General features: G+C 47.0%; 13 protein-coding genes. All 13 read left to right on the top strand.

Going from position 1 to position 16848, the window contains the following annotated elements:
* Nucleotides 1–55 precede the first annotated feature (55 nt).
* The 13 genes from ACOV1R_RS03720 (at nucleotide 56) to ACOV1R_RS03660 (ending at nucleotide 16722) form a co-directional block, all read left to right on the top strand.
* Complete coding sequence (locus ACOV1R_RS03720) at nucleotides 56–4369, top strand: DNA polymerase III subunit alpha (RefSeq protein ID WP_003640729.1); 4314 nt, start codon at nucleotides 56–58, stop codon at nucleotides 4367–4369.
* 295 nt (nucleotides 4370–4664) lie between these two features.
* The gene (gene rimP / locus ACOV1R_RS03715; RefSeq protein ID WP_003640728.1) at nucleotides 4665–5141 is read left to right on the top strand and encodes a ribosome maturation factor RimP; all 477 of its coding nucleotides are present in this window, start codon (nucleotides 4665–4667) and stop codon (nucleotides 5139–5141) included.
* A 20-nt stretch (nucleotides 5142–5161) separates the two neighbouring features.
* On the top strand, nucleotides 5162–6379 hold the full coding sequence (gene nusA / locus ACOV1R_RS03710; RefSeq protein ID WP_003640727.1) for a transcription termination factor NusA: 1218 nt from the start codon (nucleotides 5162–5164) through the stop codon (nucleotides 6377–6379).
* Between the two features lie 44 nt (nucleotides 6380–6423).
* Entirely contained in the window at nucleotides 6424–6723 is a 300-nt protein-coding gene (rnpM, locus tag ACOV1R_RS03705) for an RNase P modulator RnpM (RefSeq protein ID WP_003640726.1), read from the top strand.
* The gene (locus ACOV1R_RS03700; protein WP_003640725.1) at nucleotides 6713–7018 is read left to right on the top strand and encodes a L7Ae/L30e/S12e/Gadd45 family ribosomal protein; all 306 of its coding nucleotides are present in this window, start codon (nucleotides 6713–6715) and stop codon (nucleotides 7016–7018) included. The genes rnpM and ACOV1R_RS03700 overlap by 11 nt, the downstream gene beginning before the upstream one ends.
* A gap of 14 nt (nucleotides 7019–7032) precedes the next feature.
* Entirely contained in the window at nucleotides 7033–9609 is a 2577-nt protein-coding gene (infB, locus tag ACOV1R_RS03695; protein ID WP_003645962.1) for a translation initiation factor IF-2, read from the top strand.
* Nucleotides 9610–9631: 22 nt separating this feature from the next.
* Entirely contained in the window at nucleotides 9632–9985 is a 354-nt protein-coding gene (gene rbfA / locus ACOV1R_RS03690) for a 30S ribosome-binding factor RbfA (RefSeq protein ID WP_003640723.1), read from the top strand.
* 648 nt (nucleotides 9986–10633) lie between these two features.
* The gene (locus ACOV1R_RS03685) at nucleotides 10634–12088 is read left to right on the top strand and encodes an MFS transporter (protein ID WP_003645963.1); all 1455 of its coding nucleotides are present in this window, start codon (nucleotides 10634–10636) and stop codon (nucleotides 12086–12088) included.
* Nucleotides 12081–13250 carry a chorismate synthase gene (gene aroC / locus ACOV1R_RS03680; RefSeq protein ID WP_003640721.1) on the top strand — a complete coding sequence of 390 codons (1170 nt, stop codon included), beginning with the start codon at nucleotides 12081–12083 and terminating at the stop codon, nucleotides 13248–13250. Before ACOV1R_RS03685 ends, aroC begins: the two co-directional genes overlap by 8 nt.
* A gap of 8 nt (nucleotides 13251–13258) precedes the next feature.
* Nucleotides 13259–13786 carry an amino acid biosynthesis protein gene (locus ACOV1R_RS03675; RefSeq protein ID WP_003645964.1) on the top strand — a complete coding sequence of 176 codons (528 nt, stop codon included), beginning with the start codon at nucleotides 13259–13261 and terminating at the stop codon, nucleotides 13784–13786.
* A 13-nt stretch (nucleotides 13787–13799) separates the two neighbouring features.
* A complete protein-coding gene (aroA, locus tag ACOV1R_RS03670) occupies nucleotides 13800–15098 on the top strand; it encodes a 3-phosphoshikimate 1-carboxyvinyltransferase (protein ID WP_003645965.1) in 1299 nt (432 codons plus the stop codon).
* 2 nt (nucleotides 15099–15100) lie between these two features.
* Entirely contained in the window at nucleotides 15101–16198 is a 1098-nt protein-coding gene (locus ACOV1R_RS03665; RefSeq protein ID WP_003645966.1) for a prephenate dehydrogenase, read from the top strand.
* A 2-nt stretch (nucleotides 16199–16200) separates the two neighbouring features.
* The gene (locus tag ACOV1R_RS03660) at nucleotides 16201–16722 is read left to right on the top strand and encodes a shikimate kinase (protein ID WP_003645967.1); all 522 of its coding nucleotides are present in this window, start codon (nucleotides 16201–16203) and stop codon (nucleotides 16720–16722) included.
* Nucleotides 16723–16848: the final 126 nt, after the last annotated feature.

Raw genomic sequence — 16848 nt, 5'->3', positions numbered from 1 at the left:
CAAGTACGGTGCGTGTCTTACTAACTGATTGTAATCAACAAAAGGAGGACCACTGGTGAGTTTAAACCAACAAGAAATGTTCGAGAAGTTACTCGAACAAATTGAAATGCCAACGGGTCCTGAATTTACAGAAGCAGCGATCGATAAATTGACCGTTCATCAAGCTTCCAAGGTTTGGGAATTTCATTTGCATTTCCAACATGTTTTACCTTATACACAATTTATGACTTTTCAAAACAAACTCCAAATCGCCTTTAAAGAAATTGCACGCGTGACCTTTACGATCGTGACTGATGATACCGAGGTCAATGGTCGTGAACTAGCTGAATACTGGGAATGGATCGTTCAGCACAGTGGGATCAAGTCGCCCCTGGTCCAATCATTGTGTAACAGCAACGTGCCGACTTATGAAGATGGTCGGGTCATTTTGTTGGCTGAAAATGAAGTTATTCAAAATTTTCTAACTAACCAAGCATTAGGGCCGATTGAGAGTACCTATCATCGCTTGGGCTTCCCGAAGTTCTCCGTCCACACGATGATTGATGAGAGTGCTTCACAGGCGAAGATCAAGGAATTTCATGAACAAAAAGCGAAGTCTGATCAAGCGTTGGCTCAAAAAGCGGAAGCGGCTATCAAAAAGGCCAATGAGAAACGGCAAAAGCAGGCGGATGCACCAGCACCAATTGATGGTCCTGTCCAATTAGGCAAGCAGATCAACCCGCAAGAGCCGGCTAAACAGATGGTCCAAATTACTGAAGAAGAACGGTCGGTCGTCGTGGAAGGCTATGTCTTCGATATGGAAGTGCGGACGTTACGTTCCCAGCGGCAGTTATTGATTCTAAAGGTGACCGACTATAGTTCGTCAATGGTCGTCAAGAAGTTCTCACGGAATGCTGATGACGAGGCACAATTCGCGGCACTGAAGCCTGGAATGTGGGTACGTGTACGTGGTTCTGTGCAGGAAGATAGTTTTATGCGCGATTTAACGATCAATGCGTATGATATTAACGAAACGTCGCATGCCAGTCGGCAAGACACGGCACCGGCAGATGAGAAGCGGGTTGAATTGCACTTGCATTCTAATATGAGTCAGATGGATGCAACCAACAGTGTCAGTGATTATGTCAAACAAGCCGCTAAATGGGGCCATCCGGCGATTGCGATTACGGATCATTCGGGGGCGCAGGCGTTCCCAGAAGCGTTTGCGGCTGGTGAAAAAAATAATATCAAAATTTTATACGGTGTCGAAGCTAACATGGTTGATGACGGGGTGCCGATTGCTTATAATGACGCCCACGTTGATTTGAAAGAGTCCACCTACGTTATTTTTGATACTGAAACAACGGGGTTGTCCGCCATTTATGACCGGGTCATCGAATTGTCAGCGGTTAAGATGGTCAAGGGGAACGTCGTTGATCAGTTTGAGGAATTTATTGACCCTGGTTTTCACTTGTCGGAAACAACCACTAATTTGACGAGTATCACCGATGATATGGTGCGGGGCTCTAAATCGGAAGAAGAAGTGTTTAAACTTTTCCGCGAATTTTATGGTGATGCAATCGTGGTCGGTCATAACGTCACCTTTGATATTGGCTTTATGAATACGGGCTATGCCCGGCATCACATGGGGCCGATTACAAATCCAATTATTGATACGTTGACGCTGGCGCGGTGGCTGTATCCGAATTTACGCGGGTACCGCTTAAACACCCTAGCCAAAAAATTCAACGTTAATTTGGAGCACCATCACCGCGCCATCTATGATGCTGAGACGACTGGTCATTTGAACCACCTGTTTTTGAAAGATGCGGAGGACCGTTATCAGGTTCAATTCCACGATCAGCTGAATGATCATATGAATGAAAATGCGGCTTACCGCCATGCCCGGCCATTTCATGCGACATTGTATGCGCAAACCCAAGCGGGGTTGAAAAATCTCTTCCGAATTATTTCCTTGTCGAATGTTGAGTACTATTACCGCGTGCCCCGTGTACCCCGCAGTGTTTTAAACAAGTATCGGGATGGCATCCTGGTCGGTTCGGCTTGTTCTAGTGGTGAAGTCTTTACTGCAATGATGCAAAAGGGGAAGGAAGAGGCCCGACAAAAGGCCGGCTACTATGACTTCCTGGAAGTACAACCGAAACCGGCATATTCGGCGCTGATCGAGAGTGGTTTGATTGCTGATACGGATCATTTGGAAGAAATTATCAGCAACATGGTGGAACTAGGCCATGAGATGAATATCCCGGTCGCTGCTACGGGGGATGTGCATTATCTGAATCCTGAGGATAAGATTTATCGTAAGATTTTGATTCATTCACAGCCCGGTAACCCGTTAAATCGGACTGAACGGCCAGACGTGCATTTTCGCTCAACGGATGAGATGCTTAAAGATTTCGATTTCTTAGGTACGGAGACGGCACATGAGGTCGTGGTTGACACGCCCCGCGCGCTTGCTGACCAATTTGAAATCGTGCGACCGGTCAAGGATAAGTTGTATACTCCGCGGATGAAGGGTGCCGAAGCGGAAATCGAAAAACTGACGATGGACCGTGCCCATGCGTGGTACGGTAATCCGTTGCCAGAAATCGTCCAAAAACGGGTGGATAAAGAGCTGAAGAGTATCATCGGTAACGGGTTCTCGGTCATTTACTTAATTGCCCAACGCCTAGTGTTTAAGAGTAATAAAGATGGTTACTTGGTTGGGTCTCGGGGGTCAGTCGGTTCGAGTATCGTAGCGACGCTGTCTGGGATTACTGAAGTGAACCCGATGCCACCGCATTATCGGTGTCCAAATTGTCAGTACTCGCACTTTTATACGAATAACGAGTATGGATCGGGCTATGATTTACCACCTAAGGATTGCCCTGAATGTGGGACTGACATGGTGCGTGATGGGCAAAACATTCCCTTCGAAACGTTCTTAGGATTTTATGGGAACAAGGTGCCAGATATTGATCTGAACTTCTCTGGGGACTACCAACCTATTGCCCATAATTACACCAAAGTCTTGTTCGGTGAGAAAAATGTGTACCGAGCCGGGACAATTGGAACGGTCGCTGATAAGACTGGTTATGGTTATGTCAAGGCGTATGAACGGGATACGAATCAAACACTTCGTTCGGCGGAAGTTGACCGATTAGCAAAGGGAACGACTGGCGTTAAACGGACGACTGGGCAACATCCGGCCGGTATTATTGTTGTGCCGGATTACATGGATATTTATGATTTCACGCCCGTCCAGTATCCGGCTGATGATCAGAGTGCGGCCTGGCAAACGACCCACTTTGATTTCCATTCGATTCATGATAATATTTTGAAAATTGATATTCTGGGACATGATGATCCGACGATGATTCGGATGTTACAAGATTTGTCGGGTGTCCAACCTGAGAGTATTCCACCAGTTGATCCGCACGTCATGAAGATTTTCTCCAGTCCTGAAGTTTTAGGAGTCACAGAAGACCAGATTTTCTCGAAAACGGGGACGCTGGGAATTCCAGAATTTGGGACGCGGTTTGTCCGTGGGATGCTCGAAGAGACTCACCCATCCACGTTTAACGAATTACTTCAGATTTCAGGACTTTCACACGGGACTGACGTGTGGTTAGGAAATGCTGAAGAATTGATCAAGGATGGCACGGTTACGCTGGCCGAAGTTATTGGTTGTCGTGATAACATCATGACCGACTTGATTCACTACGGCATGGAATCTGATATGTCTTTCCAAATTATGGAACACGTGCGGAAGGGTCGGGGGATCCCGGATGAATGGCAACAAGCAATGAAGGATGCCAACGTTCCCGACTGGTACATTGAATCTTGTCTAAAGATCAAGTATATGTTCCCGCGGGCCCATGCGGCAGCCTATATCTTAATGGCGTTGCGGGTGGCTTACTTTAAAGTGTACTTCCCGTTGATTTATTACACGGCTTATTTTTCAGTCCGTGCTGACGATTTTGACCTGGTTGCGATGGCCCATGGTAAAGATGCTGTCAAAGCGTCAATGAAGGCGATCACTGACAAAGGGATGGATGCTAGCGCCAAGGAGAAAAACTTACTGACCGTTTTAGAGTTAGCCAACGAAATGTTGGAGCGGGGCTTTAAATTCTCCATGGTCGACCTTGACAAATCTGATGCTTCGGATTGGCTGATCGATGGTGATACGTTGATTGCGCCGTTCCGAGCAGTTCCGGGGTTAGGGTTGAACGTTGCCAAGCAAATCGTTGCTGCCCGAGCGGACAAGCCGTTCCTGTCGAAGGAAGACCTGTCTAAGCGTGGAAAAGTGTCGAAGAGTTTGATCGACTTTATGACTGAAAATGGTGTGTTAAGTGATTTGCCAGATGAAAACCAACTCTCGTTGTTCTAGAAAACACGACAATTGTTAAAGTTTGATGAATTTTTGCGGTGGTTGATGCATTTAACAGCACTCAGACAGATTTATCTGATTTAGGGCCTGTAATGTTGATACACCGGCAATTGTCAGGCTGTTGAAGCGGAAGTTTACCGTGACTTGAAAGCTAACGGCTAAATGCTATAAATGGCGTAAACTTGCGGTTTCAACATAATTGTGCTAATATATGGGTTGTAATTTAAAACTCGTTAACGAGTGAGCAGCGATGCTCACTCTTTTTATTGGACTAATCTGAATAGGAGGCGCAGCCTTGAGTAGTAATGTTGTTGAAACCATTCAGCCAGTGGCCGCAGCCATTGTCAGTGCTCACCAGTTTGAACTCGTGGATCTTGAATTTGTTCGCGAGGGTCAAAGCTGGTATTTGCGATTATACATTGACAAACCGGGCGGCATTAATATTGAAGAATGTGCAATGGTTAGTGATGAACTTAGTGAAAAGCTAGATGCGATGGAGCCTGATCCCATTCCCCAAGCTTACTTTTTGGAAGTTTCTTCTCCTGGTGCGGAACGCCCATTGAAGAAGGAAGCAGATTTTCAAAATGCTATTGGTAAGTACGTGCACGTTGGCTTATACCAGAAGTTGGATGGCAAGAAAATTTTTGAAGGTGATTTGACGGCGGTGACGCCGACCACTTTGACCATCGATTACTTGGATAAGACACGTCACAAGACGGTGACGATCAACCGAGAACAAATCTCACAAGCCCGCTTAGCGGTAAAGTTCTAAATAAGTAAAGGAGTCTACACATGAGCAAGGAATTATTAGGGGCCTTAGACACCCTCGAATCAGAAAAGGGCATTAAAAAAGAAGTTGTCATCGAAGCCTTAGAAGCGGCACTCGTTTCAGCCTATAAGCGTAATTATGGCCAGGCTCAAAACGTTGAAGTTGACTTTGACCAAATTAAGGGTAATATTCACGTTTATGCCGTTAAAGAAGTGGTTGAAGACGTCTTTGATTCACGTTTAGAAGTTAGTTTGCAAGATGCATTGGCTATCAACCGAGCCTACGAAATCGGTGATGATATTCGATTTGAAGTAACACCGAAGAACTTCGGCCGAATTGCAGCGCAGACGGCTAAGCAGGTCATCATGCAACGAGTTCGTGAAGCAGAACGTGGCATTATTTATGACGAATACAGCCAGTATGAAAATGAAATCGTCACTGGTGAAGTTGAGCGCCAAGATAACCGATTTGTCTACGTTAGTTTGGGCAAAGTAGAAGCGGTCATGGGTCGTTCTGATCAGTTACCTGGTGAAGTTTATCGGATTCATGACAAAATTAAGGTTTACGTCTCGAAAGTTGAAAACGCAACGAAGGGCCCCCAAGTATTCGTTTCGCGGACTGCACCAGATTTGTTGAAACGTTTGTTTGAACAAGAAGTTCCTGAAATTTTCGATGGCATCGTTGAAATCGTTTCGATTGCACGTGAAGCCGGTGATCGGGCGAAAGTTGCTGTTCGTTCAAACAATCCTAACGTTGATCCAGTCGGTACCTGCGTCGGTCCCAAGGGACAACGGGTTCAAACGATTGTCAATGAATTACACGGCGAAAATATGGACATCGTGGAATGGACGGATGATCAAGCCGTATTTATCGCGAATGCATTGAACCCAGCGGAAGTTTTGGATGTTATTTTTGATCCTGAAAATGAGCGGGGTTGTACCGTGGTCGTTCCAGATTATCAATTATCATTGGCAATCGGTAAGCGTGGTCAAAATGCTCGTTTAGCTGCTAAATTGACCGGGTTCAAGATCGATATTAAATCGGAAACCGAAGCTTCTGATATAATGGATGCAAACCCTGATGATGTTGCAGTTGCCGAAACGGAAACGACTGAAGCAGCATCAGACGCGGCAGTGCAGTCCGATACCGGCGAAGATGAGGAACCAGCAACGTCCGACGCAGCCGTGGCGACGCCTGCCTCAGAAACTGCTGTGGATGAATCAGCAAGTGACGCTGAATAAGTTCGTCACTAAGTGAGTGAAGTAACTAAAGGAGGTCTGGGATTATGAAAAAAAGAAAAGTGCCGTTACGAAAGGACATTGTTACGGGTGAAATGCATCCCAAAAAAGACTTAGTCCGGGTCGTTAAGAATAAGCAGGATGAAGTGTCCGTTGATCCGACTGGTAAAAAGCCGGGACGCGGCGCCTACATTGCCTTAGACGTACAAGTTGCACAACGTGCCAAGCAAGAAAAGACTTTTGATAAGGCGTTTGGTATCAAAGTGGGTGCAGACTTTTACGATGAGTTAGTGGCTTATGTTGATCATCAACAAGCCCGAAAGGAACTCTTCGGAAATGACGCCTAAGCAAGCTTGTTTAAACCTACTGGGCCTTTCACGGCGTGCCAGCAAGCAAATTGCAGGCGAAGGGCTAGCCCTGGCTGCAATTCGTAATCAGACGGCTAAACTGGTCTTTATTGCCAGCGATGCCGGTCCCACGACTGCCAAAAAGTTTCATGATAAGGCCCAATCTTATGATGTTCCAGTGATCGATACCTTTACTAAAGCAGAATTAAATACGGCTACTGGTAATAAGCGCACTGTTTATGCAATTACCGATGCCGGATTTGCCAAGAAAATGGTGGCGATCATGACACAGTAAAGGAGGGTGAAGATATGGGGAAAAAGCGAATTTATGAGTTAGCGAAGGAGCTCAACGTCCCAAGTAAACAGCTGATTGCGCAAGCACAGCAGTTGGGATTCTCCGTCAAAAATCATATGTCGACACTCGGTGACAGTGAGGCGCGCCAGTTACAAGGCACGACCACAGTTACCCATCCTAAATCTCAACCGGCTCCAGCTAAAACGAGTCGGGCTACGCAAGCCGTAGCAAAAAATGTGACACGAACTGCTAATCAGCAGCAATCCAACTCGCGTCATCAACAGAGTGGTGATTCTTTGAATAATAATCGTAATAATAACCAAAATAATAGTCAAAGTCGTAATAGTAACGGTAATCGAAGCAATAATGGCGGTAACCGTACTAACAGTAATAACGGCAATCGTTCGGCCAATGCTTCACGGAGCAACAGTGCTCGTAATAACGGTGGGAGCAATACGAACCGGTCTAACAACAATAATAATAATAACCGGTCTAATAATAACAATCGCTCAAATACGAGTAACAACCGTACCAACAGTACCGGTAATCGCACCAATAATGGTGGTCAGAACCGGAACAACAACCGGACTACGACGAACAACAATAATAACAACAGTAACCGGAGCAATGGGTCGAATAATAGTTCGCGTAATGGCAGCGGTCGCTTTGGTGGTAGTTTGAATAGCAACAATAACGGTGGTGGTCGTTATCGTGGCGGTAACAACAATAACCGTCGGCGTAACAACCGGAACAATAAGAGCCGGAACAATAAGAATCAACGGATCCGCCAGGTCAATAATAAGCCAGCGCCAGTTCGTAAGGACAAGCCGTTGCCAGAAACACTGGTTTACACGGTCGGCATGAATGCCCAGGATTTGGGTAAATTATTGCACCGTGAGCCTGCTGAAATTATCAAGAAGTTATTCATGTTAGGTGTTGCAGTTAACCAAAATCAGTCCTTGGATAAAGATACGATTGAAATCTTAGCCACTGATTACGGGATCAATGCGCAAGAAAAGGTCCAAGTTGATGTGACCGATTTGGACAAGTTCTTTGATGATGAAGTTAATAATACCGACAATTTGGCGCCACGGGCACCGGTTGTTACGGTCATGGGACACGTTGACCATGGGAAGACGACCCTATTGGACCAATTGCGGCATACTCACGTTACAGAGGGCGAAGCCGGTGGGATCACTCAGGCTATTGGGGCTTACCAAGTTAAGCATGATGGTAAGGTTATTACATTCCTGGATACGCCAGGACATGCGGCCTTTACTGAAATGCGGGCGCGTGGTGCTGACATCACCGACATCACCGTGTTAGTTGTTGCTGCTGATGATGGGGTCATGCCACAAACAATCGAAGCCATCAACCATGCTAAGGCTGCTAAAGTACCAATCATCGTTGCCGTTAACAAGATTGATAAGCCGGGTGCCAACCCTAACCACGTGATGGAACAATTGACTGAATATGGTCTGATTCCTGAAGATTGGGGTGGCGATACGATCTTTGTTCAGATTTCAGCGAAGTTCGGTAAGAACCTAGATGAATTGTTGGATATGATCTTACTTCAGTCAGAAGTGCTCGAATTAACGGCCAACCCTAAGCAAAATGCTGCGGGATCTGTATTGGAAGCTAGTCTTGACCGTGGAAAAGGTTCTACCGCAACGTTACTTGTTCAACAAGGGACCATGCATGTTGGTGATCCAATTGTTGTGGGGAATACTTACGGAAAAGTCCGGACGATGACCAATGACCATGGTAAGCGGATCAAGGAAGCCGTGCCATCGACGCCAATTGAAATCACTGGTTTGAATGATGTGCCGGATGCTGGTGATCGCTTCGTGGTCTTTGATGATGAAAAGACGGCCCGTGATGCTGGTGAACAACGTGCTAAGCAGGCATTGATGGAAGAACGGAAGCAAACTGCTCACGTCACCTTGGATAACTTGTTTGATTCAATGAAACAAGGTGAACTTAAGGAAGTTGACGTGATTATTAAGGCTGATGTTCAAGGTTCTGTTGAAGCTTTAGCTGGTAGTTTACGTAAAATCGACGTTGAAGGTGTGCGGGTCAATATCATCCATACAGCGGTTGGGGCGATCAACGAAAGTGACGTGGCCTTGGCGGAAGCAAGTAACGCGATTATTATCGGGTTCAATGTGCGGCCAACACCACAAGCCAAAGCCCAAGCCGATACTGACGATGTTGATATTCGCTTGCATCAAGTTATCTACAACGCGATCGATGAAATCGAGAGCGCGATGAAGGGAATGCTCGAACCAACTTATAAAGAAGAAATCACTGGTCAAGCCGAAATCCGTGAAATCTATAAGGTTTCTAAGATCGGTACGATTGGTGGTGGGATGGTCACTGATGGTGTCATCCACCGGGATTCTGGTGTGCGGGTCATTCGTGATGGTGTCGTTATTTATGATGGCAAGTTAGCTAGCTTACGGCGTTTCAAGGACGACGTTAAGGAAGTTAAACAAGGCTTTGAACTTGGGCTTCGAATCGAAGATTACAACGATATTAAAGTCAACGATGTCATTGAAGCTTACGTGATGAAGGAAGTTCCAGTTGAATAACCTTTAAAAGGGGGATTAGCAGATGGCACAACATTATCGAGTTGGTCGTTTGGAACAGGAAATCGAACGCGAAGTTAATGATATTTTGTTAAAACGGGTTCGTGATCCACGGGTTGCGGGTGTAACCATTACCGGTGTAACGGTAACTGGCGACCTTCAACAAGCGACCATCTACTACAGTATTTTGTCAGATAAGGCATCCGATGGTGAAAAGACGGCGGCTGGATTGACTAAGGCGACGGGATTAATTCGTAGTGAATTAGGCTCACGACTTAGCATCTATAAAACCCCGGAATTAACTTTTGAACGCGACAACTCGGTTCAATACGGTAGCCGGATTGATGAATTAATTAATAACTTAAAGCGTCAAGATTAGGCGCTGGAAAAATAGTCGTTGTGAATCCAGATGGATTGACAGCGACTATTTTTGTGTTCAAATTGAATGGAGCCGTTCGCTGTCAATCACTGAGGTTAAGCGGTTTAGATGGTGCTGATTGTAGGGTCACACTAGTCATTCACACACTGCTTGAACGTTGTCGGTAGACTGACTAATCAAGGTAGCCTGCTCGCGACCGTCGCAAACAATTGGTTTAATGAGTAGTCGTACTGAAGACGATTTTTGTAAATAGTAGTAGGATGAGGCGAATTACGCATCGTGGCGCTTTTACAAGCGAAAATGATTTCTTAATTGCAAAATTAAAATGAAATTAGGGTTGACGAATCAAAATGAGAATGTTTTAATATAAGCAATCAATGAAACGGAAAGGATAGATGATTGTGACGACGTTAGCATTCAACGCAACTTATTATTATGGCTTTGCTTATTTTAGGTAGCGCCCGTGTTGGAACCTTAGATACGGACGACACCTACGTTCGTGTCTAAGCGAAGTCAATTCATCTTGGCCAGCTAGACACCGTGAGTCTAGCTGGAATAATATCATCAATTAGGATTAAATTTTGATGAGCCGGCTAGATTTTCACAATCTAGCCGGCTTTTTTTATTTCCACGAAGGAGTTGTTATTCATGCGTCAGCACCAATTATCAATCAGTCTTTACTTAAACTACTTTATTCATGGTATTGGCTTAATTATTTTAACGCAAAACATGCAAGCGTTAAGTCAACACTGGCAGACCCCGTTAGCGACGGTTTCCTATGTCATTTCTGGGATTGGCATTGGGCGCTTACTGGCCTACTTTATTCTGGGAAATTTATCAGATCGTTTTGGCCGTAAAGTCTTCGTCAATCTTGGCATGGCTTGCTACTTCACGTTCTTTGTGGGGATGGCATTGGTCACTAATATTCAGCTGGCATACGGTTTGGCGATTTTGGCCGGTATTGCGAACTCCGCGTTGGATGCGGGAACCTACACGACGTTTATTGAAATGGGTGGGCGGCAAGGCTCAGCCAATGTCTTGTTAAAGGCCTTCATGTCTGCCGGTGAATTCTTATTACCACTGCTCGTTGCCAACTTTGAAGCACAACGAATCTGGTATGGCTGGTCATTTATCCTGGCCGCGGCAATCCTAGTGGTCAACAGTATCCTGTTGAACCGGCAGCAGTTTCCACTAAAAAATCAAGTTGCTCAAGCCGGAACGGGCGTATCCCAGCAACCACTTAAGAACCGGCGCTGGTTGGCGACAGTTGGTTTAGCTGGTTATGGGTATACTTCGATGGCACTTATGATCCTCTACACGCAGTGGGTCAGCTTGTTTGCCACTACGACGTTGCATTTTTCGTCAGTGTTAGCGCACTGGTTGCTTTCACTTTACAGCATTGGGTCAATCACCGGCGTTATTGTGATTTTCTGGTTGTTACGTCGTGGGGTGGCAGAAACCAAATTGTTGTTGGCAATGAATGGCGGCTCGCTGCTGGCGTTAGCGGTTATCTGTTATAGTCCAGCGGCTGGGCTGTCCATGCTGGCGGCTTTCGGGTTTGGGTTTACTGCTGCGGGTGGCGTGATGCAGGTCGGCCTCAATTTATTTATCAAAGGCTATCCCCACATCAAGGGCCGAATCACAGGAATTTATTTCACGTTTGGCAGTATTGCTTCCTTCACGATTCCGCTCGTGACTGGGTGGCTGTCAAAGCAAAATATTGCGACCGCGATGCGCTTTGATTTAGTTATTGCTGTCAGTGGTCTCGCCTTTGTCGGCCTAGCTGTATGGGCGCTACATGTCCCAACCACACTTAGTCAAGAACGCCAACGTATCAATCATATTGACCAGCAAATCGTCCGATTACTCAATCAACGTTTTGAGACGGTTACAGCCATCGGGGAGTTGAAGCAACAACAGCAACTTCCGGTATTAGACCAGCAACGTGAACAACGGGTGTTACAACAAGTTGCGGTGAAGAGTACCCAGACCGCGCATACCCCTTATTTACAAGCTATTTATCAAGCAATTATGCATAACTCACGCGCATATCAGACGGATTTACACACGAATTTACACAAGGAGGATATTGATCATGATTAATTACGTTACGGCAGGCGAATCGCACGGGCCTCAATTGACAGGGGTGCTGACCGGTATTCCGGCTGGCTTACAGCTAGACATTGATGCCATTAATACAGGCCTCGCAGCCCGGCAAGGTGGGTTTGGCCGCGGCAATCGCCAGCAGATCGAACATGACACCGTCCAAATCACTGGTGGCGTGCGGCACGGTGTTACGCTAGGTTCCCCGATTGCATTAACGATTATGAATCGCGATCACGCGCACTGGGCAGCAATCATGGATCCGGTAAGTCCAGCTACGGCAACCAATACGTTGCGGCAAGTCACTCGTCCACGTCCGGGGCATGCTGACTTAGTAGGCGGAATGAAGTATGGTCATCGCGATCTACGAAACGTGCTAGAACGTTCCTCAGCTCGTGAGACAGCCATGCGAGTGGCTATCGGTCAGATTTGTAAGCAATTATTGGCGCAGCTAGATATTCACCTAGTTGGCTACGTTCAACAAATTGGCCCTAAGCAAGTGACGGCCGATTTAACACTATCCGTTGATCAATTACAAGCCCAAATCGCGCAAAATGATTTGCGATTACCAGATGCGGCCTTGGTTCCCGAAATCCATGAGCTGATCACAGCAACGAAGAAGGCCGGGGATACCTTGGGTGGTGTTATCCGGGTCGTTGCCGAAAATGTGCCGGCTGGTTTGGGCAGTTACACGAACTGGGATACCAAATTAGATGGACAGTTAGCTGCAGCAGTGATGGGAGTCAACGCCATGAAAGGTGTTGAAATTGGTGATGGATTTGCGGCTGCCAGCCATTATGGTAGCCAAGTGATGGATGAGATTAGTTGGGATGAACACGCCGGCTGGTCACGGTTGACCAATCATTTGGGCGGCTTTGAAGGTGGCATGACTAATGGAATGCCGATTGTTGTTAAGGCCGCCATGAAGCCGATTCCAACACTTTACAAACCATTACAAAGTGTGGATATCGCGACCAAAGTCAGCCAAAAGGCGAGCGTAGAGCGTTCAGACACGACGGCCATCGTCCCCGCCTCGATTGTGGTTGAAAGTGTGGTAGCGATTGAATTAACGCGAGCATTGACGGCAACGTTTGACGGGAGTAACTTAGCTCGCTTCCAGCAAACAGTGACGGCATACCGCGAAGAACTCCGACAATATTAGGAGGGCTTATGCAGATTCATACTTTAGGCCCGACCGCCACGGATAGTTACGCGGCCGCGCAAGTTTATAATCATCGCAACTGGCAGGACCAAGCGGTGATTGTCGAACACCCGAGCTTTGAAACCATTTTAACTGATTTAACGGCCTATTCTGGTGACCAACTGGTGATACCAGCTGCTTTCAAATCAGACACACTGAATGCCAGCTGGGGGGATATACATTACGCATTATTGTCCCAATTAACGTTGAGCAGTTGTTTTATGACCCAGCTCGATCCACTTGTCGTGCTCCAACGAGTAAATGCCGATAATCAAATTGGTTACACGCATGCAGCGACCGCCCAATTGTTGACGAGGGTCGTGCATCAGGTCGTGGTGCAAACAGTCGCCAGTAAATATTTAGCGTATCAGGCTTATCAACGTAATCAGGCGGCCTACGTGCTAACTAATGAGAAAAACGTGACACTGACGACTCATGAACGTGAACTTGCACGTTTGACACCTTCGATGGTGTGGTGCGTCTATCAAATAAATTAGGTGATGATGATTAATGATAAAAAAACTAAGTATTCAACCAGCTAGTGGGTTACAAGGTGACTTAAGTGTACCAGGCGATAAAAGTGTCTCACATCGAGGCTTGATTTTAGGGGCAATTAGTCAAGGGACGACGATCTTGCATCACTTTTTGCCAGCCGCCGATTGCCTATCGACTTTAACGGCGCTGCAAAAGTTAGGGGTGCCAATCAAGCGTGTCGATACGACCGTTACAATCAGTGGCCGCGGCTTACATGGGTTGACCCAACCACAACAACCATTAGACATGGGGAATGCGGGGACGGCCACTCGCTTATTAACTGGGTTGTTAGCCGGTCAACCGTTTGAGACGACCTTGGTCGGTGATACGTCTCTTAGTCAACGGCCGATGGAGCGAGTGCGTCAACCATTACAAGCCATGGGGGCGCAGGTACAATTAACAGCCGGGCACTTACCGATGACGATCACTGGTCGGACTTTACATGGTAGTTGTACCGAGATGCAGGTCGCTAGTGCACAAGTTAAGAGCGCCTTGATTTTAGCAGCCTTGCAGGCCGATCAAGCAAGTACAATTATTGAAAAATTACCGACTCGTGACCACACTGAACGGTTGTTGCAACAATTTGGTGGTCAAATTGAAACGGCGCCTGATCAGCGAACAATCACGGTCCAACCGCAGCCAGCCTTGGTTGGTCGGTCACTAACGATTCCTGGCGATTTTTCCTCGGCTGCTTTTTTCGTGACAGCCGCGACGATTATTCCAAATTCACATGTCCGGTTAACGAACGTGGGACTGAATCCGACACGAACGGGTTTCTTAAACATTTTGCGCCGGATGGGTGGTCAAGTGACGGTCGATCATGGACACCGAATGGGCGAACCAGTTGGCACGCTTGACGTGCGGTTTGCACAACTGCACCCGGTCCAAGTCACTGCTACTGAAATTCCTGCCGTAATCGATGAACTGCCACTAGTTGCATTGTTGGCTGCGACTGCGAATGGTATTAGCACAATCAATGGGGCTGCTGAATTACGAGTCAAGGAAACCGATCGCATTGCAACGATTGTGACCGAGCTTCGAAAACTTGGTGTGCAGATCACTTCGCAACCGGATGGCTTCGTGATTGATGGTCGCAAGTCTTGGCGGCAGCCGACCGAGCCATTAGCCAGCCATGGCGATCACCGAATCGGTATGATGATGGCGATTGCAGCGTTGCGATTAGCCGCTCCCGCCGAACTAGAGTCCGCCGAAGCTGTGAACATTTCATACCCGACGTTCTTTGAAGATTTAGCACGTTTAAGCCAGGGGGTGTGAAGATGACAACTGTATTGATCAAAGGTTTGGGGCTAATTGGCAGTTCGTTGGCACTAAGCATTAAGCAGGCCCATCCCACGGTGCACATTATTGGGATTGATCGTGACGATGTCAGCCTGAGTTATGCGCGTCAACAGGGTATGATCGATGCTAGTGGCACTGATTTGGCCGCGGTCGCGAGCGACGCTGATGTGATTATTTTAGCGGGGCCAGTTGATGTGATCGTTGCTGACTTGCACCGACTGGCTATGATGCCACTCAAGGCAGGGGTGCTTGTGACGGATGTCGGGAGTACTAAACAAGTGGTGATGCATGCCGCGCTTGCCATACAACAGCACGGTGTGACTTTCATCGGCGGTCATCCAATGGCGGGTTCACATAAATCGGGTGTGACGGCTGGCCGCGCCAACTTATTCGAGAACGCCTTTTACTTGTTGGTGCCGGGCCGGACTAATCAAGCAGCCGTTCAACGGCTGCAAGCATTGTTACAAGCGACTCACGTCAAATGGTTGACGGTCACTGCAATACAGCATGACCGGATTGTAGGACAGTTAAGTCATTTGCCACATATTGTCGCTGCGGCTTTAGTTGATCAGACTCAGGTGGCTTTGGCAGATTCGGCACTCGGGTTGCGATTAGCGGCTGGTGGGTTTAAAAGTATTACTCGGATTGCCAGTTCGGACCCCACGATGTGGGCGGCCATCCTGATGACTAATGCTGAACTAATAACCAATCAATTGCAGGATTATATTGACCAACTGTTGCGCATCAAGACAGCCATTAGGGTGCATGATCAAGCAACATTGTACGAATTTTTTGCGACAGCTAAGGTGACGCGTGATCACTTGGGACCGGAACAGTTGGGAGGACTACCAAACTTTTATGATTTGTTTTTGAACGTCCCCGACCGTGTTGGCGCTCTCGCGGATGTCACTCAGCGGCTCGCACAGGCTCAGCTGAGCTTAGTCAATATTCATATTTTAGAGATTCGTGAAGAGATTGATGGTGTCTTGCAACTGACATTTAGTGATCTAAAGACGAGAACGCAAGCATCGTCGTTGTTAGCTGATGCGGGTTATCAGATTGTAAGGAGGAATTAAGAATGCGAGCAATTTTAATTGGATTTATGGGTAGTGGGAAAACAACGGTCGGTCGGCTTTTGGCGGCCGGGTTAGCAACTAAACATGCTGATTTAGATGATTTGATTGTTCAGCGGGCGGGACGGTCGATTACGACTATTTTTGCGGAGCAAGGAGAGGGGTACTTCCGGCAATTGGAGCATCAGACTTTGCTCCAAGCACTCGAAACACCCGGGATTTTATCGACCGGTGGTGGTACTCCGACCATTGCAATGAATGCAATTAGCCTGAAACAAAGCGCGGTGCCAGTTATCTGGTTGACGGCTAGTGATCAAACCACTATTAACCGTGTTAAAAATGATACTAGCCGACCACTTGTCAATGAATTGGATACAGGGGCACTGATTGCGTTGAAGCAGCGGCGCCAAGCCTTATATGCTGATGCGGCCGATTTGACGATCGCAACCGATCAACTGACACCCCAGCAGATTGCCCGTCAAATTCAGCAGTGGTTGAATCAGCAGCCAGTTGCGCTCCAAGCTTGAAGAACCATGTAGCTGTCAACTGCGGTTAGCGTGCCGGTTGCATTTTAAGACGATAACATTGAATAAGCGTACATCAGCCACACTAAGGCCGTTGCACGCTTTTTTGATGGCAGCATATGTTGAAAG

Source organism: Lactiplantibacillus sp. YT640 (assembly GCF_049745435.1).
GTDB classification, from domain to species: Bacteria; Bacillota; Bacilli; order Lactobacillales; family Lactobacillaceae; genus Lactiplantibacillus; species Lactiplantibacillus plantarum.
The sequence above is the reverse complement of the archived record's forward strand: the minus strand, read 5'-3'. Positions and strand labels throughout refer to the sequence as shown.

What these genes read in the sequence shown, in the direction of transcription:
- rbfA (WP_003640723.1), top strand. Translation starts at nt 9,632, where the DNA reads ATGGCACAACATTATCGAGTTGGTCGTTTGGAACAGGAAATCGAACGC.
- ACOV1R_RS03685 (WP_003645963.1), top strand. Translation starts at nt 10,634, where the DNA reads ATGCGTCAGCACCAATTATCAATCAGTCTTTACTTAAACTACTTTATT.
- aroA (WP_003645965.1), top strand. Translation starts at nt 13,800, where the DNA reads ATGATAAAAAAACTAAGTATTCAACCAGCTAGTGGGTTACAAGGTGAC.
- ACOV1R_RS03675 (WP_003645964.1), top strand. Translation starts at nt 13,259, where the DNA reads ATGCAGATTCATACTTTAGGCCCGACCGCCACGGATAGTTACGCGGCC.
- infB (WP_003645962.1), top strand. Translation starts at nt 7,033, where the DNA reads ATGGGGAAAAAGCGAATTTATGAGTTAGCGAAGGAGCTCAACGTCCCA.
- ACOV1R_RS03700 (WP_003640725.1), top strand. Translation starts at nt 6,713, where the DNA reads ATGACGCCTAAGCAAGCTTGTTTAAACCTACTGGGCCTTTCACGGCGT.
- ACOV1R_RS03660 (WP_003645967.1), top strand. Translation starts at nt 16,201, where the DNA reads ATGCGAGCAATTTTAATTGGATTTATGGGTAGTGGGAAAACAACGGTC.
- ACOV1R_RS03665 (WP_003645966.1), top strand. Translation starts at nt 15,101, where the DNA reads ATGACAACTGTATTGATCAAAGGTTTGGGGCTAATTGGCAGTTCGTTG.
- aroC (WP_003640721.1), top strand. Translation starts at nt 12,081, where the DNA reads ATGATTAATTACGTTACGGCAGGCGAATCGCACGGGCCTCAATTGACA.
- nusA (WP_003640727.1), top strand. Translation starts at nt 5,162, where the DNA reads ATGAGCAAGGAATTATTAGGGGCCTTAGACACCCTCGAATCAGAAAAG.
- rnpM (WP_003640726.1), top strand. Translation starts at nt 6,424, where the DNA reads ATGAAAAAAAGAAAAGTGCCGTTACGAAAGGACATTGTTACGGGTGAA.